General features: G+C 43.7%; 17 protein-coding genes. 3 read left to right on the forward strand and 14 right to left on the reverse strand.

Going from position 1 to position 18062, the window contains the following annotated elements; genetic code table 11:
• Nucleotides 1-57: 57 nt before the first annotated feature.
• From MKY54_RS16590 to MKY54_RS16620, 7 genes are all read right to left on the reverse strand, one after another.
• Nucleotides 58-1152 (reverse strand): HAMP domain-containing sensor histidine kinase, encoded by a 1095-nt coding sequence (locus tag MKY54_RS16590; RefSeq protein ID WP_036676951.1) that lies wholly within the window; start codon nt 1150-1152, stop codon nt 58-60.
• A gap of 81 nt (nt 1153-1233) precedes the next feature.
• On the reverse strand, nt 1234-1872 hold the full coding sequence (locus tag MKY54_RS16595; protein ID WP_339187168.1) for an ABC-2 transporter permease: 639 nt from the start codon (nt 1870-1872) through the stop codon (nt 1234-1236).
• Between the two features lie 17 nt (nt 1873-1889).
• Entirely contained in the window at nt 1890-2525 is a 636-nt protein-coding gene (locus tag MKY54_RS16600; RefSeq protein ID WP_076280407.1) for an ABC-2 transporter permease, read from the reverse strand.
• Nucleotides 2518-3387, reverse strand: coding sequence for an ABC transporter ATP-binding protein (locus MKY54_RS16605; protein WP_076126629.1), 870 nt, complete (start codon nt 3385-3387; stop codon nt 2518-2520). Before MKY54_RS16605 ends, MKY54_RS16600 begins: the two co-directional genes overlap by 8 nt.
• Entirely contained in the window at nt 3384-3764 is a 381-nt protein-coding gene (locus MKY54_RS16610) for a GntR family transcriptional regulator (protein WP_076126630.1), read from the reverse strand. The genes MKY54_RS16605 and MKY54_RS16610 overlap by 4 nt, the downstream gene beginning before the upstream one ends.
• 156 nt (nt 3765-3920) lie before the next feature.
• Nucleotides 3921-4598 carry a succinylglutamate desuccinylase/aspartoacylase family protein gene (locus tag MKY54_RS16615; protein ID WP_339187171.1) on the reverse strand — a complete coding sequence of 226 codons (678 nt, stop codon included), beginning with the start codon at nt 4596-4598 and terminating at the stop codon, nt 3921-3923.
• 180 nt (nt 4599-4778) lie between these two features.
• The gene (locus tag MKY54_RS16620) at nt 4779-6077 is read right to left on the reverse strand and encodes an alpha-glucosidase/alpha-galactosidase (RefSeq protein WP_076132990.1); all 1299 of its coding nucleotides are present in this window, start codon (nt 6075-6077) and stop codon (nt 4779-4781) included.
• 257 nt (nt 6078-6334) lie between these two features.
• On the opposite strand from MKY54_RS16620, the gene MKY54_RS16625 reads away from it, so the two are divergent.
• On the forward strand, nt 6335-7198 hold the full coding sequence (locus tag MKY54_RS16625) for an AraC family transcriptional regulator (protein WP_076126635.1): 864 nt from the start codon (nt 6335-6337) through the stop codon (nt 7196-7198).
• A 10-nt stretch (nt 7199-7208) separates the two neighbouring features.
• Here MKY54_RS16625 and MKY54_RS16630 read toward each other — a convergent pair whose 3' ends face one another.
• Nucleotides 7209-7733: a GrpB family protein gene (locus tag MKY54_RS16630; RefSeq protein ID WP_339191215.1), complete on the reverse strand. Its 525-nt coding sequence runs from the start codon at nt 7731-7733 to the stop codon at nt 7209-7211.
• 45 nt (nt 7734-7778) lie between these two features.
• Nucleotides 7779-8999 carry an MFS transporter gene (locus MKY54_RS16635; protein ID WP_339187174.1) on the reverse strand — a complete coding sequence of 407 codons (1221 nt, stop codon included), beginning with the start codon at nt 8997-8999 and terminating at the stop codon, nt 7779-7781.
• 281 nt (nt 9000-9280) lie between these two features.
• Here MKY54_RS16635 and MKY54_RS16640 point away from each other — a divergent pair, with 281 nt between their 5' ends.
• Together MKY54_RS16640 and MKY54_RS16645 are read left to right on the forward strand one after the other, a co-directional pair.
• A complete protein-coding gene (locus MKY54_RS16640; RefSeq protein ID WP_175620034.1) occupies nt 9281-9967 on the forward strand; it encodes a GNAT family N-acetyltransferase in 687 nt (228 codons plus the stop codon).
• A 24-nt stretch (nt 9968-9991) separates the two neighbouring features.
• On the forward strand, nt 9992-10300 hold the full coding sequence (locus MKY54_RS16645) for a DUF4190 domain-containing protein (protein ID WP_076218054.1): 309 nt from the start codon (nt 9992-9994) through the stop codon (nt 10298-10300).
• A 77-nt stretch (nt 10301-10377) separates the two neighbouring features.
• Here MKY54_RS16645 and MKY54_RS16650 read toward each other — a convergent pair whose 3' ends face one another.
• The 5 genes from MKY54_RS16650 to MKY54_RS16670 form a co-directional block, all read right to left on the reverse strand.
• The gene (locus MKY54_RS16650) at nt 10378-11568 is read right to left on the reverse strand and encodes a Ger(x)C family spore germination protein (RefSeq protein ID WP_339187177.1); all 1191 of its coding nucleotides are present in this window, start codon (nt 11566-11568) and stop codon (nt 10378-10380) included.
• Nucleotides 11561-12664, reverse strand: a complete 1104-nt coding sequence (locus MKY54_RS16655) for a GerAB/ArcD/ProY family transporter (protein ID WP_076307885.1) — start codon at nt 12662-12664, stop codon at nt 11561-11563. The genes MKY54_RS16650 and MKY54_RS16655 overlap by 8 nt, the downstream gene beginning before the upstream one ends.
• A gap of 37 nt (nt 12665-12701) precedes the next feature.
• Nucleotides 12702-14372 carry a spore germination protein gene (locus MKY54_RS16660; protein ID WP_076307896.1) on the reverse strand — a complete coding sequence of 557 codons (1671 nt, stop codon included), beginning with the start codon at nt 14370-14372 and terminating at the stop codon, nt 12702-12704.
• Between the two features lie 172 nt (nt 14373-14544).
• Nucleotides 14545-16743 (reverse strand): DEAD/DEAH box helicase, encoded by a 2199-nt coding sequence (locus tag MKY54_RS16665; RefSeq protein WP_076307886.1) that lies wholly within the window; start codon nt 16741-16743, stop codon nt 14545-14547.
• Nucleotides 16740-18059 carry an ATP-binding protein gene (locus tag MKY54_RS16670; protein ID WP_339187180.1) on the reverse strand — a complete coding sequence of 440 codons (1320 nt, stop codon included), beginning with the start codon at nt 18057-18059 and terminating at the stop codon, nt 16740-16742. The genes MKY54_RS16665 and MKY54_RS16670 overlap by 4 nt, the downstream gene beginning before the upstream one ends.
• Nucleotides 18060-18062: the final 3 nt, after the last annotated feature.

Genomic DNA, 18062 nt, shown 5'->3' on the forward strand with positions numbered 1-18062 from the left:
CACAAGATCACATAGATCTCGGTTTTACTCCTGCTTAGTCGACACTTGACTTCGTTCTCAATTATTTTGTGGAAGCCGTACTTCAAACATCGTCCGCACTACACTGCTTTGTGCAGAAACTGTTCCAGCATGTTGTTCCACAATGTTTTTAGTGATAAATAAGCCCAGTCCCGTACTCCCTGTGGGATGCGTTCGCGCTCGATCCCCGGTGTAGAACATATCAAAAATACGCGGGAGCTCTTCCGGATCAATACAATCTCCATAGTTAATGATCTCAATAACGACTTCATTTTCCTCTAAATACCCATGAATATCAATAAATTGACCGTCGCTTCCATATCGCGCTGCGTTGGTGAGGAGATTCTCAAATACACGCGCCAGCAGCTCACCGTCACCCTCTATCTTCAGAGGTTGGGTTACATCCAAGCGGGAAGTAAGACCATTTTTCTCAAAAACGGGATATAACTCTTCATTTAACTGCAAAAGAAGCTCACTCAGGTCGATCGAGGTTTTTTCAAGCGTAAGCTTACCATAGTTCATTCTTGTGATTTCAAATAGCTCATCAATTAATTTTTCCAAACGTTGAGATTTAGTATAAGCGATCGTTGTATAATGTCTGGTCTGTTCTGGCGTTAATTCATTGTCCTTCAGGATAAAATCCAAATAACCTATAACGGAGGTAAGTGGTGTACGCAGATCATGTGCCAGATTTAATACAAGTTGATCTTTACTGCTCTCCGCAAAGTCGCCCCGCTCGATAGCTTCCTGTAGATGATCAATAGCCAGATTGATATCATGGCCAATAAGGCCGAACTCATCTTTAGAAGGGATATCCACCCGCTCCGAGAAATCACCCGACGCCAGCTGATGGATCCCTTTCGAGATTTCCTTGAAATAATTTGCATATGGTTTAGTAAATATAAAAAAGAATAAGATGGCCAAAGGAATGAAGATAATCAAAAACGCATTAACATCACCGATATCCCGCATCAAGTAACGAACTTTAGTCAATGGATTTTCTAATAAGACCTCTGATCGATAATATCTCTGCAGAATTTTATAGATTGAAAAGGTAATTCCACCGGATACAAGCATACTGGCCATCAGCAGCATAATCATTTTTGTGCGAAAGCTATAGATCATTTTAGGCATTGGTTGTATACCCTTCCCCTACTATTTATCTTTGTAGTGACAATGGTATATGAATTCATTCAAAATCTCAAATCCTTCGAATCAAAGATCTTTCCGCAAAAAAATCCGCAGAGAAATGATATATGAACAGCTAAGCAAGAATACATAAGCCAGCCCTAGGATTATAAAGGGAATGACTGTACCTTTCACTCCAAAACTCAGCCATCTGTTCACATCAGGTATCCACTGGATCAAAAAGCTAAACACGTTCGGTCCAAACATTACAATCATCATAAAAACAAGATTAACCACTTGCGCTCCCTTTGCCCCTAACCAGTAATGAATCGGTAAATAAAGCATCGCAAGGAGAGGGAAAATGGATAACGTAATACCAACCTCTTGCCAAAAATGAGGGGTTACGGCTTTACCTGTTACAATAATCAGGAGATAAGTAAAGGACGTGGCTGCCAGCCCAACAAGCGCATACGGAAGGATCGAAAAATATTTGGCACGGACAAGCTCTTGTCTCCTTACAGGGAGATTAACGAGAAACCGTTGCGTCATCTGCTGAGTATCCATTGAGCAGGAGCTTATCAATAACAGCATGGGTGGCATTACCGTAAATAAACTGAAGCTATGATAGTTCGAGTAAGCTATCCAAATAAAAAAAGGGATTAGCAGCATCAGAAATTTACGCAGAAGAATGAAGTCTTTTTGAATTAAAAAAAATGATTTATACACTTTACGTCCTCCTTAGCTTATAACTCTTCCTTGCTAAACAATCGTAGTGAAATCCTATAAGAGCAGTACAATATGGAGAGATAAACAATCCCTATCAAACCAATCGACAACAGATGATCCTGCAGCTTTATGTCGGTAATTGTTAAGAAAAAGGATGAATTTGAAAGTGAAGATCCAGTGTTCAGGGTGGTAATCGTTATTACTACATTAAAAAGGATATTGAAGTAATAGTTTTTGGAACCAAGCCAATAATGAATCGGCAGATAAATAGACGCAGCCAAAGGAATCATAAGTAACGTTAAAGATACCCCTATCCAATAAAACGGGCTAATGGAATATCCAAATGAAAAGGAAATTAGTAACAAAGCTAAAGAGCAAACCAAACCGATGAAACAATAAGGAATAAGTGATAAGTATTTAGCCAAGATAATCTCTTGCCGTCTTACTGGTAACCCTATCACAAACTTTGTGTTGTTATTCTGTGCATCCATAGAACAGGAGTATACGAGCAACAGTAAAGATTGAAAAGTAGCAAACATGCTGGAGTTATCCAGTTGAACATATGCGATGAACAAGATACTCAAGAGAAATATAGGGATAAAATTCCGCAGGAGAATAAAATCTTTTCGAATCAGCAACAAGAGATTAAACATACAAAGCGTTTCCCTTTACCGTAAAATACATGATTTCTTCCAGAGTAGGCGTTTCGCATATGGCATGACCTCTAAAGAAGTGTTCCCCCTCAGAGCGATTGTTCAGAAGACCCTCGAAACCAACTTCCGTCTCTCTAAGCCCGATGAACCATTTTCGTACATCCCGATCAAGCAACTCTTTATTGCCTTTTACCAGCATATATTTGTTGGCTAGAGATTCTTTCATTTCATTAAATACTAGGTGCCCTTCGTTCACAAAAACAATATAGTCCGCGATCCGGTCCAAATCAGTCGTATTATGCGTTGAAAAAAGAATAGACTTCTTCTCATCCTGGATATGCTCACTAAGCAAATCAAGCAACTCTCTTCGGAATATAGGATCAAGTCCTGCAGTAGGTTCATCCATAATAAGCAGATCTGCACCATGTGATAAGGCAATGGCGAGCGAATACTTCATTTTCATTCCTTTGGAGAGCTCCTTAATCTTTTTCCGCGGGGAAAGCTTGAACATCTCTATGTATTTCCTATACGTTTCTTGATCCCAACGACTATAAAAAGGAGCAATAATCTTACTCATCTGATCGATGGTTAATTGATCGTAAAAGTAATTTTCATCGGAGACATAGCCAATCCGATCCTTATTCTCTGCTTCATGGATAGACATCTCTTGGTCAAAAATCTTGACGCTGCCATGATCAGGAAACACCATCCCCATCATCATTTTTATTAATGTTGTTTTCCCTGCCCCATTCGGTCCAATTAGCCCCGTGATATACCCTTCTTTAATACCGAACGTAAGTTCGCATAGGCTAAAATGGCCATATTTTTTAGATATTTGGTCCAATTGAATGACTTCTTTCATTCTGTCTCCTCCTCATAAAGCAATTTCAACATCTCACTAAACTCAGCAAAATTAATCCCCAGCATTTTACTCTCGTCGATAATCTCCTTCATTTTGTTCTCCATAATCCGTAGCCGTTGTTCCCGAATAAACTCCTGATCTGCACCAGAAACAAAGGAACCTTTCCCCACAATTGAATTGATAAGCCCTTCTCTCTCCAGTTCTTCATAGGCTCGTTTCGTTGTAATTACGCTAATCTGCAGCTCTTTGGCTAATAGCCGGATAGAAGGTAATGGGGTGCCAGACACTAACTCTCCTTGCAGAATCATCTGGCGGATCTGGCTGACAATCTGTGCATAGATGGGTTCACCGGAAGTGTTGGATATCAATATGTTCATGTAATCGTGCCCTCACTCCTAGTTTATGTGTTATCAATGTATATATGTAATATATACACTATACCCATTGTTGTCAATTACCTTTCTTGTATCGGCAAAAAAGCTGATTCCTAGGATCTAAGAACCAGCTTACACAGTTATCAGATATTTTCTCTATCACAATAATCCCGCACTTTTTAAAAAACGGCTAACAATATCTATCTGATAGCGAATCCGTAGCTCACGATCAAGGCTCCAGCAGGTTTCCACAGTAAATGCTTTAGCCCCTAATATACGGGTAACGGTTGCCCTTGAGGAGCCGGGGCGCTCCCGTAAACGGATATTAAAATGATAAGCGGTTTTGGGAATCGTTCGATTAATGCCTTTGATGACACGTTTTGCTGTACCTGTTCCTCGGCTTCCCGGAGTGACGATGATCGACTGGCCAAGTCGCTTCGGATTTTTTTGTGACAACCCATTTGCTTCATGAAGATCCAGAAACCAGGTGGGACGATATCTTAGTACTAGCTGTAGCAAAGCTGAAGCTAATGGATGTTTTGCCGCTGTTTTGCTAGAACGTGGAAAGGTGCGATTTAAATCGGGTACACCTCTGATCCGTTTGCGGTAAGCTTTTTGATTCATTAGAGGTACTACAATGATCGTGCCCCGGTGTATATACAACCTTCTCTGGTTAAAATGTTCTACAATGATCTGTGCGGCACGAATACTTCCTGTCTCATTCCCATGTATCCCCGACACCACCATAAAGACAGGACCAGGAAGCTCACCTCTAATCACATAATAAGGAGTAGCATAAGCTGTGGACGATGCTAAGGTATAGCTTTCAACGATCATAAAGGATCACCTCCACATTTAGATAATCCATATATGTGTATTCCGATGTCCCCCAGTTGTCCTAGACAGATAAGCAAGAAGAAACGACGTGGTCTTTTTTAAAGATAGCATTCGGTTTTCGTAGAAATACAATCAAAAAAAGCCTGATTTCTCAGGCTTCCTTAGTCCTAACTAGTTAATTTATTTATACGCCGGGAGCCAGTCTCCATGGGCTGTGATCAGCTCGTCGCACATATTTGTAATGTCATCCATCGACAATTCAGCTGCTGTATGTGGATCGAGCATTGCGGCGTGATAGATATGCTCTTTCTTATGGGTAATCGCTGCTTCGATCGTTAACAACTGTGTATTAATGTTTGTACGATTCAGTGCGGCGCACTGTGGAGGCAGATCTCCCACGTAGGTCGGAGTTACTCCGCTTCTATCTACTAAACAAGGGACCTCTACACATGCTTCTTTTGGCAAATTAGTGATAAGACCTGTATTCATAACATTGCCACCTATTTTGAAAGGCACATTAGTTTCGATAGCTTCCATAATATAAGACGCATATTCATGCGAACGTTCATGTTTAAGTTCTTTGTTATTAACCAATTCTTCACGCATTTGTTGCCAACGTTCAATTTGATCTACACAGCGGCGTGGATACTCGTCGAGTGGAATTTGAAACCGTTCGATAAGCTCTGGGTAATTACGTTTGATAAAATAAGGATGATACTCTGCGTTATGTTCCGAAGATTCCGTAATGTAGTAACCGAATTTAAGCATCATTTCATAACGGACCATGTCTCCGTGATGTTCTTGTTGCTTCTCAGCGGCACGGCGTTTAATTTCCGGATACAAATCCTCGCCGTCTTTAGTAACCTCCAATAACCAAGCCATATGGTTAATCCCAGCGATCTTAGCCTGAACACCTGTCTGATCCATACCCAGATGCTCGAACAAGCCCGGAATACAATGCTGCACACTATGACATAATCCCACCGTCTTTACACCGCCATAGGTATTCATCACATTGGTCAGAACTGCCATAGGATTCGTATAGTTCATAAAGAGTGCGTCCGGACAAACCTCCCGTACATCCGCAGCAAAGTCCAGCATCACTGGAATAGTACGCAGGTTACGGAAAATCCCACCTATGCCAACTGTGTCCGCAATCGTTTGCCGCAAGCCATATTTCTTCGGAATTTCAAAATCTGTGATGGTGCAAGGATCGTAACCTCCCACTTGGATTGCATTAATAACATATTTAGCTCCACGCAAAGCTTCTTTACGATCCGTATAGGATTTCACAACACAAGTGCTGCCGCTGCTCTCTTTTATATTATTTAGCATATTCTCGGAATCTTTCAGGCGTTGTAGATCAATATCATACAGGGCAAGTTCAAACCCTTGCAGGGCTGGCGTTCTCATACAATCTCCCAACACGTTTTTGGCAAATACGGTGCTACCCGCTCCGATAAATGTAATTTTAGACATGTGAAATATTCCTCCTTATAGGTGAGGTGAACGGTGTTAACATCGCAGTTTTATGGAATAGAGTAAACTATAATTCCCTTATAAACACTAGGATGTCAGATCATAACCGTCTGCTCTCTTCACTAATCACTATAAATGAGAGCGGTCCCAATGAGTATGGAGAAATACAAGAGATATATGGACGTTTGTTGCATTTGTATATTCAATCCTATAATCTAAATGTATTATAAAAGCAATCTTGGGGAGGTTCTAAGTAAATGGCTTCAGAGCATTATCATTTTACAGCAGGGTTTAATCTGGCTCCCGATGATCATGACCTATCTGTATTATTCAGCGGAGAAGGCAAGCCCGTTCCTGGCCATAAAATGGGCCCCTCTGTTCATGATTACTATCTCATTCACACAGTAATTGACGGTGAAGGTGTTTTTCAAAGTGGCAGTAATTCGCAGGGATGTAGTAAGGGGGATACCTTTGTTATTTTTCCGGGGGCGTTATTTAGCTATCAGGCAGACATGGATCGTCCGTGGACATATGTATGGGTGGCCTTACAAGGGGAAGCGGTTGAACAGCTACTACACGAAGTGGGAATTACAAGGGACAAGCCAATAATCCACTTAGATAACCTAATAGAGATACATAAAGTATATGAACATATTCGTTTATCCTTTCAGCAATCTGCTTATCCTCGACTGGAGAGCTTAGAAGCTTCGGGTTGGCTGCGGCTGCTAGTGCACAAATTCGGTGTTGCGAACATAAGTTCGCTTCCCTCTCAATCGATAGAATTACCGGATGTTATCGACCGTCAGATCGATCAAGCGATCCGTTGGATTTCTCTACAGTTTCATCAACAGATCAGTATCGACCATATGGCATCGTCTCTAGGCTATCATAGGGCGCACCTCTCTAAAGTCTTTAAACAAAAGATCGGCATGTCTCCCAAACAATATTTATTAAAGGTTCGTATGGATAAAGCAAAAAAACTGCTAGGAGGCACGCTGACCATCGACCAGATCTCTTCCTCGGTCGGTTTCAATGACGCGTTATACTTCTCCAAGCAGTTCCGTAAGTGGAGCGGCATGTCTCCCAGTGAATTTCGAAATCATCTTCGAACGGGCAAGTGATTGATGTATCTTACGTTTCTTTCATGGCTTTAGATAAAATTGAGCTAACAAACGTTGTCTTTCCTTCACAATAAGCATCAATGTCATAACGATGTTGTTCTGCCAAGCGTTGTTTGACCTCTGCATACGCTTGACGCGCTGCTGTATTCGATCGCAGATAGTCTCTGAAAGCGATATGCTCCAAGTAGCCTTTTCCATCCTTAGGACATACATACAGATGATATTTCATAAATCCATCATCCTGAAGTCTTTGAAACGCTTCTCTTCCCTCTATTCCCAAGTTCCCTTGGTGTTCATATCCATGCTGTTGTAAACGTTCTATGATTTGTGGGAGTACATCGTAGCTGTCCATCACAAGATCAAGGTCGATGATAGGTTTAGCAGATAGCCCTTCAATCGAAGTACTGCCCACATGCTCGATAGAAATAATAAGATCTCCGACATAAGATAAGAGCTGTTCTTTTAATCTATTGAATTCTGCCTTCCACTCTGGGTTATACGGGACAACCTCTATAACTTTCGTCTTCTCAGCGATGATCAAACACCTCCCGGGTATAATAAAAGGTACTGTAATACGTTTCTAGCTAGTCTCTGGTATATCCTCTTTCTCGATCACTCTATAGACGATACATATGCATAAAGCGGCTACAACTAGCGTTCCCCCCATTAAGCAGACACCACTCCAGCCCCAATGCTGCCATGCAAAACTTCCCAGCGTGGATCCAATCGCTCCCCCTGTAAAAGTGCTGACCATAAAAACAGTATTAATACGACTGCGAGCCGCTGGTTCAAGTGCATATATGCGTGTTTGGTTACTGACCTGTGATCCCTGTACCCCAAGATCCAGAATTATAACTCCTGCAATCAAACTCCAGATCGTAAATCCGGCTAAACCAAAAAATCCGTAAGCAATTAATGTAATTAACAGTAGGATTCCTACAATCTTTTTGGGAGCAATTCTGTCTGCTAACCTCCCGATAAATGGAGCACCAGCAGCACCTGCTACACCAATAAGACCAAACAATCCTGTAATAGAGCTACTGTAGTGATAAGGTTCTCCTTCCAGAAAGAAAGCTAGAGAAGTCCAGAACACACTAAAGCCGCCAAACATGCAAGCCCCAATTAAAGATGACTCACGAAGCGTCGAATATCTGCGAATCAGTTGTCCCATTGATTTCAGCAGATCGGAGTACGAGGAATTATTGTCTGGTTTCGTTGCCGGGATTAGCCGATAAAGAATAAGGGATAACAATAACATGACTACTGCGGCAATCCAGTACATCGCTCTCCAGCCGAACATATCCCCTATAATTCCGGATATTGTTCTTGCTAGCAAAATACCAAAAAACAATCCGCTCATTACTGTGCCTATAACCTTCCCCCGCTCCTCCGGTAAAGCTAACTCAGCCGAGAGAGGAATGATGACCTGCGGCACCACCGTAGTTATGCCGATAGCAAAGCTGGCGATATACATCCAAGTGAGGTTTTGTGCGGTAGCGAAACCAATTAGTGACAGTGATACAGCAATAAGAAGTCCTGATATCAGTGTTCTGCGTTCACGAATGTCACCTAGTGGAACAAAAAATAACATTCCCAGCGCGTAGCCGATTTGAGTAAGCATCGATACATATCCCACTGCGTTAGAGGAAGCATTAAATGTGCGTCCTATCTCAGCTAGGAGCGGCTGATTATAATACATATTTGCCACGCTTAGTCCTGATGCAATGGCTAGAATTAGGATGAATTGCTTAGATAGACCTTCTCCTACACGAACAGCAGCGCCTGTGATAGATTGTGTCATGAAATTATGTGCCTCCGTTCACGTATGCTGCTTCAAACAGCGAGCTTTATTTTCCCTAATATATTATAACAGTCAATGTCAACCTTCCTTCTTCAATAGATTAATGATTAGTAAAGGGAAAAATATAAATATCTGCATAAGTACTATTTATAGTAAAATATATAAATCTGAGCTAGGAGTGGATGGACGTGCACCAGAACGAACGAATCATAAACAAATTACAAACGAATCCCTTAAAGAATGTAAGCTTGTTAAAAATGTTAAACTCCTTCCACGAAGTCATGGAAACACATCTAGTTGAGCATGGTGATCAGTGGGGTATTGTATTACTTCTTCCAGCCACAGCATACGCATATGATCATAGGGTATATCCTCAAGCGGATTACATCGTATTTTTGGATTACAGCTGCCCCGATATATTTCCAGCTTTACTACCACTGCTCCCAGCACAGGCGAAGCTTGTTTTTAAACTACAGGATGTGAAGTACCAAGAGGCACTGTCTGCGCATTTTTCTTTAGAAAAAACTCGGGGGTTTTTCTCTTACAGCACAACTGAGGGGTTAAGGTATAGTAAGGACAAAGAGGTGTCAATCAATCATTCATTTGACGACAGACTACTTCCACTTTGGGCTGCTAACCATTACAATAAGGAAGAAATTGAGGAATATTTCCAAAAAGGAGCGTTTTCCGTTTCAATCTTTCAGGGCGACAATCCGGTTAGTACCTGCCTAGCGTTCCGAAATGAAGAGCAGATTTGGGAAATCGGCGCTGTTCATACTTTAGAAGCATTTCAAAGATACGGATACGCGAAAATGGTAGTTCGCACAGCCATACAAGAAACGTTAGAACGAGGCTTTATTCCACGCTATCACGTCCTTGAAAGAAATCAAGCGTCCATTCGTCTAGCTGAATCTATTGGGCTTGTCCCTTGTGTGCAGCTAGAGCACTGGATTAACTACATTCAATAACAATTTCTATTGGAGGTGATTTTAATGAGCTATCCAACAAACGACAATTTGAACTATTATCAGCCTCCACCCCCTCCGGCACCGACGAATGGTAAATCAATCGCTGGTTTTGTCTTGGGAATCCTCTCTATTGTTGTGCCTTATATTGGTTTTCTGTTAGGTATTATTGCGATTATTCTATCCGCCTTATCGCTGAAGGAAATCCGTAATCGTTATGAACAAGGCAAAGGCCTAGCGATTGCAGGCCTGGTATGTGGAATTGTGGGCACGCTGATGTACGCAATTATTATATTATTCGTCGTTGTGTTTGTTTTTGCAGCTTCTACTTACTAACCACGAAAAGGATCTCAATAGCCATCATCGGCTGCTGAGATCCTTTTTGTGTTAACACGTTTATCCAAGTGAACTCTTCATTCAGTCGTGGAACCAAAATCGGTGATTTTAAGCTTTACATCAAAGGTCAATGGCATCCGAATAAATTCCTCGTCCCAATGATCCTTGATCTTTTTCCAAACCTGCGGTTTTTCTATGCTGAACCAATTTCCGAACCCTGCTATATCCACTTTGTAGGTAGAATGCATTTTGTGAATAAGAGCATTGATTTTTTCGGTTAATTTTTCCTCGAATATCTTCTCCAATTCTTTGAAATAGGCAACTTCTGCGGAATGCTCATTATCATCCCAATTCTCAATAAGACGTCCATCAGACTCAATGGCTACATGAATAGAGAACTTCTCATCCGCAGTCTCCTTCAGCGTAATTTTGCTCTTAACTGATTTAATTTCATAAGTAATCGCTTCATTCAACTGATTATAGGCTTTAATGCTCCCACCTTTTATGTCCCCTTTGATCCAGGCAATACTCTCCACATCCTGTTGATCAATATTGCCAATCCACTGTCCTGTGTCTCCCTTGATAATACCTGCTCCGGAAAATTCCACCTCACCTTGTGCCTCCACAACGTTCTGTAAAACAAAGCTTTGCCTGGAGTACATAAGTGCATCTAGATTAGACAACGTTATGCCCTTCATAACTTTACTGGTTCTGAAGTGGTTATGAATCATGTCTGCCAGACGAAAAGAAGGAATCTCCTCCGAGGTTGTTTTAAGTGTGTCGGATGCAGGCCCTTGGCTAAGAAATATAAGACAGCTAGGGCGGATATCATTATCTCGCAGTAAAAAGTCCATTAGCCGTCTGATCTTCTCCTGTTGCACCAGTTTCTCAGATATGACAACAACCTTGAGGTGATGACCTATAATCGGACGGTTCTTACGTATTGAGATTTGGCGGAATATCTCAAGCAGAGAATCCCCTGTCTCAGAAATATTGTGATAATGAGTTTGTGGTGTTGCGCCATCTTTGCCAGAGTTTCCGAGTATTTTTTCAGGCACAATTTGTACCGTAGCCGTCAATTTATTTTTCTTTGAATAGCTTCCTCCAAGTTCCTCGAATTCCCGTTCGACTCCTTTCGGCTCCCCCTTGTCAAGCGCCAATCCCGTATAAACACTCAAGTCTTCAATCTCCTTACTGCTCCAGCAGCCAGACTGCGTAAGCAGAATCACGAATACCAATAGTAAGCGAATAACCCGCAGTCTAAACATTCTGCTTGAGTCCTTTCTTCCTAATGATTAATACAATCGACAATAACAGTGGCAGCAATATAAAGATTAGCAAACCCATATAGCCAATCGCATCACCAAGACTGAAGACATCATTAATGCGTTGAGGGATCATCGTACAGATGAAGATGATGGGCATTAAAGCGAACATAACCGGATGGATCTTTAGGTGGAATACCTGGGAGATGCCAAGTGATGCATTAAAGAAAAAGCTGCAAAAATTACAGAACATCTGCATCAGCCAAATGACGAGCAACGGAAATTCAAATCGTTCAAAAAAGAACCCTGATATTTCAAAGCTCCGTACCAAATCTATCGTAGGCCAGGTGCTTGTGATTACAGAATTGATAGATAGACCGCCGATAACCATCACAACAGTAACCAAATATAATACAAATGGTATACTTAAACCAACCAACATTCCCTTGACCGCTTGCTGCGGATGCTCCATAAAGGCAGTCATTGTCATCACAACCTCACAACCGGTAAAAATCAGGATGCTCGACTTCATGCCTCGGATCACCGGCATCATGCCTTCACTCAGAAAAGGACGCAAATGCTGGATATCAAATATTCTGGTACTTAAGATATAACAAATAATCAGAATAAAAATACTGATCGGAAATACAATCTGAAACACGCGGGCCATGGAATTAATCCCGCCATACACCAAATAAGTGCCCACCCAGATGAACGGCATCACAATCGCCCAGATCGGTGTCCCTTCCAGAAGAAAAAACAACGTTACTTCCGCCAAAACGCGGATTTCGAAACCCGCAATCACAATAAAGTAAAGAATCAATATTGTACTCATTACACTGCCTGGAAGATTCCCAACAATTCTTTTAGAATACTGAAAGACAGTCTTCCCTGGAAATTGCTGGCTAAGCTTCACCATAACCAATATGACCAAAGATACGACGATACCTCCCAGCACTACTGAAATCCAGGCATCGGGAGTCTGCACAGCCTTAACAACATTTCTGGGCAAAGTCAAAATTCCCGCACCTAGCATTGAATTGGTCAAGATTATAGAAGCCTGCGAGGTTGTGATCTTGTCATCAGTTCGTTTAAACACTGTGGTCTCCCCTCTGCTTCTGCTAAGAATACATTCTCTAGGACCTGCGCTTTTTCTTCTGGGTCTTCAGCATCTCCGGTCTTCGCTTCATGATCGATAACGGTGCACGAACGAACAAATCCTTCCAGTCACTTAACCGGAAAGGGGAAATAGGGGTGACGTAAGGAACTCCAAAGCTTGAAAGCCGAGTCAGATGACTGCAAATAAGCAGGAAGAAAAGGATGGTTCCGAACATGCCCAGGACCGCCGCAAATAACATGCCTGCGAATCGTAAGATCCGGAGAGTAATTCCCGCACTGTACATCGGTATGGAAAACGAAGAGATCGCTGTCACGGCTACAACAATTACCAGAAACGGACTCACAATACCAGCCTGTACCGCGGCATCTCCAATGATCAGACCTCCGACAATCCCCATTGCCGGACCTATGGGCTTCGGCAGCCGGATCCCAGCTTCACGCAAGATTTCAATGGAAATTTCCAGAATCAACACTTCAATTAATGCAGGAAAGGGTACACCTTGGCGTGTTTCGATAATGGAGATCGCCAGTTGTGTAGGAATCAGCCCCGGATGAAAAGAGATAAAGGAAATATACAGCGCCGGAGCCAACAGAGCCAGAAATGATGCGCAAAACCGGAGTATCCGCAAAAGTGTACCCGGAATCCAGCGCTCATAATAATCCTCAGGAGACTGCAAAAGCATACTGAACGTCACTGGAACAACGAGTGCAAACGGTGTGCCATCCAGCAAAATAGCGACTCTTCCCTCTAACAAGGAAGCAATTACCCGATCGGGTCTTTCCGTATTCTGTGTCTGCTGAAACGGGCTTAAATAATCATCCTCGATCAACTGTTCCACATAGCCGGATTCCAGAATAAAGTCCATATCAATTTTGGAGATACGTTCCTTCACTTCCTGGAGCAAATCAGGATTCACAATGTTTTTCATATAAGCGATAACCAGGTTCTTCTTGATTTCGCTGCCTACTTCAACCATTTTCATTTCCAGATTCTTATTAAGCCCTTGGCGCCGCAGCATAGAGGTATTCTCACTAAGCACCTCGGTAAAGCCAATCCGAGGCCCACGCAGTAAAGCCTCCGAGGTCGGCTCAGTAATCGAGCGCACGGATCCATGCGGAGAACCCACCAACAACATCTCACGCATGCCTTCGACAATCAGCGCAGTGTATCCGAATAGGACAAACTCCTGCAGTTGGTCCAAATCCTTGGCTTCACTAAGCTGAGCTAAGGGGAGCATATTCTGTTTCAAGTAATTGTATATTCCTTCTGAAGCCTGCGTTTCGCCGGCATACATCAGATTCTGCAGCACCTGCTGATTGATTAGCTCCTCGTGCTGCATCCCCTCTACATAGACCAATGTGGCACGTGCCTGTATACCTTTAACTGAGAATTCACGAAAATGTACATCACTGTTCTCCCCCAATGCCGTTTTTATCGCTGTCAGATCGGCATCATAGTCCTGGGTAAAAGCAGTAGACACAGGAGGCTGCGGATTTACTTCCCGATTGTCATTCTTCTTCAGTTCCGCATCCTGTGATTTGGCCTCTGTTTCCTTAGAGCGTCCGCTTCCAACATAAAAATACAAATGCCTGTAAAGATAAAAAATCCCTACGGGAAAGAGCAGCGTAATCGCCGCCTGCATAAAAATTGTCCAGTCCGGAATATAAGAGACTATTTTAGGCCACATCGCAATCATCCTCTATAGGAATCTGTTAGTACTATTCTCCTTCCACCCTATTCTTATGCAACATTTGAAACTTAAGGAAAGTTCATATATCAGCATTGGTCCGGACATAACAAAACGCCCGCATAAGCGGACGTCTGCAATTTAGAGTATTTTCAATGGGTACTGCTTAAGGTTAATTAGGTTGCTGCCACTGCTTTAAAACTTCAATCAGACCCGGAACATCTAATCCATCCAAGGAAAAAGCTTTGCGCAGCAGCTCATGCGGGATGAACTCATCGTATTTTCCGAGATAGGGTGCTTCATCTGGGGATAACAATGATAATGGATCTGTGGCAGCCATACTTTCGGCAATGATCTCTGCTTCCAGCGTTTCTGCATCTGTTTTACCAGCAACGACCATATAATAAGGTTCCATGGGAACGATAGAACGCAGTCCCAGAGGGCTCTTCAGATTGTTCTTCAGAAGGCGCTCCAGCGTGCGGAATTGCCGACTGCCCGCCCAGGGCAGAATGAACATGGAATCTCCACCTGCCGGCATAACGGACCGCACAAGCATTCCGCTTTCCTTCGCTAAACGACGGGCTCGTTCGAGCCGCGCAGCCGCACTCGGAGCTAAATACGGATACAATGAAGTGGCTCCTAAGATTTCACGGATTTTGGTCATGATGCGTGTATGTACATCCCCACCCGCACCAAGCCACAACGTATCTACTTTGCCGCGTGAGGTTTTCACATAAACGGCTTTATGGCGATTATCCACCTCTTCTACCTTCCAAAGCTTACCTGCCAGAGTAAAACAGTAGCCTGGTGGTGGAACCGTTGTGATCGATCCAATTTCCTCAGTTCCGTTATAGACCACATGCTCTTCATCATCTTTGAAGACCGCGTAGAAGCGGAAGTTATTCACGATCTTCTCTCCCGCCATCCCGATGATCAAGCTGCCTTCGTCCATCTTCTCAATTTGTCCCATGCCTAACAAATAGGTCATGAAAATATCATAATCAGTAGGATCTATGGTTTTAAACGAAGGCAAACTCAGAACCGCTTCTTTTAAATCATCCGGTTCGGCCTCACCCATACTTTTCAAAATGCTCATCGTCTGATGGTACAGCAGTCCAACTGGCAGCTGACGCACGACCAGGGGCTCCACCCATTTCTCGCGCACATATAGCTCAATAACCGCTATCGCTCGAAGCAGTGTCCACGGCATCCGCGCCGGAAGCTGAGCTTCCTCGTCCTCTTCCTCGGGCGTGACAAAGATCATCTCGGATGCAGCGTCTCCACGCCTGCCCGAGCGGCCTAACCGCTGCACAAAGCTTGCGCAGCTATAGGGAGCGCCGACCTGTAGCACTCGCTCCAGCTCGCCCAGATCAATGCCCAGCTCCAGCGTCAACGTCGCTGCGGCAACAGCCGGTCCGGTGCCTTGCCGCAGCGCGGCTTCCGTCTCTTCACGCAGCATCGCGGAGATGCTGCCATGGTGAACGTGAAATACATCCCGTTCACCACGCTTCGCGGCCGTCCTCCGCATCTCTAGGGTCGCCGTCTCCGCATCTGAGCGGCTGTTGGTGAAGATCAACGCCTTCTTCAGATGCGTATGATCATAAATAAAATCGTAATAAGACTGCTTCGCACGTTCTAAATGCTCCGCCTGCACCTCATCCCGTGCATCCGGGAAAGAGAAATGCTCCACACTTAAACGGAGCTTACGCCCGCCTTGTGGAGCGGACACTTCAACGCTCTCCCGTGTGCCCGCCGCCAGCCACTCTGTGACAGAAGCGTAGTCACTCAGCGTAGCTGATAGACCGATTCTGCGAGGATGACATCCCGCCATTCGTGAGATTCTCGCCAGCTGGCTTAACACCTGGATCCCCCGGTCAGCTCCCATAAAGGCATGCACCTCGTCAATGACAATAAAACGTAGATCATGGAACAACGCTGGAATAGCATTCGGGCGGTTCATTAATAATCCCTCAAGCGATTCCGGGGTGATTTGCAGCACGCCTGAAGGATTCTGCACCAGTTTTGTTTTATCGGCTTGAGGTACATCTCCATGCCAGTGCCACACCGGAATATTGCCTTCACGAAGCAAATCATTCAAACGTGTAAATTGATCGTTGATCAAAGCTTTCAGAGGGGCGATATACAAAATGCCAACCGAACCGGAAGGACGTTCATACAGCTCAGTAAGCGCTGGGAAAAATGCTGCCTCTGTCTTACCTGAAGCGGTACCTGAGGCAATCAGCAGATGATGCGGGGTATCAAAAAGCACCCGGCAGGCATCCACCTGTGCCTCACGCAAAGTCTCCCAGCGGTTCTTATAAATAAACTCTTTAATGAAGGGAGCCAGCCTATAGAACGGATTATCACTCATAATTCAAACTCCGCCAGGAATCCATCCAGTTCATTTTGCTCAGTCTCAGCTGGCTTAGCCGTTTTTTCGCCCACTAGCTGTTCAAAAGTAATCTCCGGATGATGGTGGAGCGTATGCAGCAGATCCATGAAATCACGAACTACCTCCCGTGGAGTCAAGAGTTCTTCAGCCCCTAATCTTCCAACCGCTTCCTCCATAAAATGAACCAATTGTTCCTGTGATAAACGCGCTTCATAACCATAATGTAGGGCGTGAATCTCTTTAAGCTTTTGCAGCAGTACCAGAATTTCCTCGTGTGATAACATGTCCAGTGCAATGATAGGTCCAGTATAATTGTTCAGACCCGCCGCCCCGTACCGGCCAGCAACCAATCGCGATCGCAGTGCCTCATAACTAAATAATCCACGCCGTCCATCTTCCACAAATTGCGGTGTTCCCCCTATAAAAATCCCAAGGTTCTCTGCCTTCCCCTGCATCGTATCATTGAACATGGTAAGCAGCTTTTCATAGTTGCTCTGGCGGGAAATACTGTTCGTAATTTTATAGAGATTGACACCTTCATCAATAAACAGCAGCAGACCTTTATAGCCTATAGCCGCAGTAAATTCCGCCCAAAGCTTCATATAGTCATACCAATTATCATCATCAATAATTACGCCAACTCCAAGCGCTTTGCGGGCTTCTGTCCGAGTTGCAAATTCTCCTCGCAACCAGCGAAGCGAATCCTGTTTCTGGTCATCATCGGCCAGCTTGTGTGCATTCCAATAAGAGGCGAGTACTTTGGCAAAATCAAAACCATGTACCAAACCACGCATTTCAGAGGCTACAGCGTAAATTCGCTTCTCTACTTCTTCACCAAGCTGAGGGTGATCAGGCCCATATTCCTTCTCCTGCATCACGGACTGCTGTAGCGTAATAATCCATTTCTGCAGGATGATCTCCAACGCTCCACCATCTGGACGTGTGCGGGTCGATAAATGGCTCATTAGCTCCCGGTAAGTCGCTAGGCCTTGTCCTTTAGTTCCTACTAACCTACGCTCAGGGGACAGGTCAGCATCTGCTACTACAAAATCCCGATCCATCGCGTAATTACGGATCATCTGAAGCAGAAAGCTTTTGCCGCTGCCGAATTTGCCTGTAATCAGCTTAAAAGCTGCCCCACCCTCTGCAATGTTCTCCATATCTCTTAATATGGCTTCAATCTCCGGCCGACGGCCAACGGCTATGTGCTCTAGTCCGATACGCGGAACAACACCTGCCGTCAACGAATTGACTAGCGCAGTTGTCATTCGTTTAGGTATTTTTAATTCACTCATCCA

Origin of the sequence: Paenibacillus sp. FSL P2-0121 (genome assembly GCF_037975345.1) — a bacterium.
GTDB lineage: Bacteria > Bacillota > Bacilli > Paenibacillales > Paenibacillaceae > Paenibacillus_AQ > Paenibacillus_AQ odorifer.

Bases quoted from the DNA above. Each gene is read 5' to 3' on its own strand.
- MKY54_RS16590 (WP_036676951.1), bottom strand. From the start codon at position 1,152: ATGCCTAAAATGATCTATAGCTTTCGCACAAAAATGATTATGCTGCTG.
- MKY54_RS16600 (WP_076280407.1), bottom strand. From the start codon at position 2,525: ATGTTTAATCTCTTGTTGCTGATTCGAAAAGATTTTATTCTCCTGCGG.
- MKY54_RS16605 (WP_076126629.1), bottom strand. From the start codon at position 3,387: ATGAAAGAAGTCATTCAATTGGACCAAATATCTAAAAAATATGGCCAT.
- MKY54_RS16610 (WP_076126630.1), bottom strand. From the start codon at position 3,764: ATGAACATATTGATATCCAACACTTCCGGTGAACCCATCTATGCACAG.
- MKY54_RS16615 (WP_339187171.1), bottom strand. From the start codon at position 4,598: ATGATCGTTGAAAGCTATACCTTAGCATCGTCCACAGCTTATGCTACT.
- MKY54_RS16620 (WP_076132990.1), bottom strand. From the start codon at position 6,077: ATGTCTAAAATTACATTTATCGGAGCGGGTAGCACCGTATTTGCCAAA.
- MKY54_RS16625 (WP_076126635.1), top strand. From the start codon at position 6,335: ATGGCTTCAGAGCATTATCATTTTACAGCAGGGTTTAATCTGGCTCCC.
- MKY54_RS16635 (WP_339187174.1), bottom strand. From the start codon at position 8,999: ATGACACAATCTATCACAGGCGCTGCTGTTCGTGTAGGAGAAGGTCTA.
- MKY54_RS16640 (WP_175620034.1), top strand. From the start codon at position 9,281: ATGGAAACACATCTAGTTGAGCATGGTGATCAGTGGGGTATTGTATTA.
- MKY54_RS16645 (WP_076218054.1), top strand. From the start codon at position 9,992: ATGAGCTATCCAACAAACGACAATTTGAACTATTATCAGCCTCCACCC.
- MKY54_RS16650 (WP_339187177.1), bottom strand. From the start codon at position 11,568: ATGTTTAGACTGCGGGTTATTCGCTTACTATTGGTATTCGTGATTCTG.
- MKY54_RS16660 (WP_076307896.1), bottom strand. From the start codon at position 14,372: ATGTGGCCTAAAATAGTCTCTTATATTCCGGACTGGACAATTTTTATG.
- MKY54_RS16665 (WP_076307886.1), bottom strand. From the start codon at position 16,743: ATGAGTGATAATCCGTTCTATAGGCTGGCTCCCTTCATTAAAGAGTTT.
- MKY54_RS16670 (WP_339187180.1), bottom strand. From the start codon at position 18,059: ATGAGTGAATTAAAAATACCTAAACGAATGACAACTGCGCTAGTCAAT.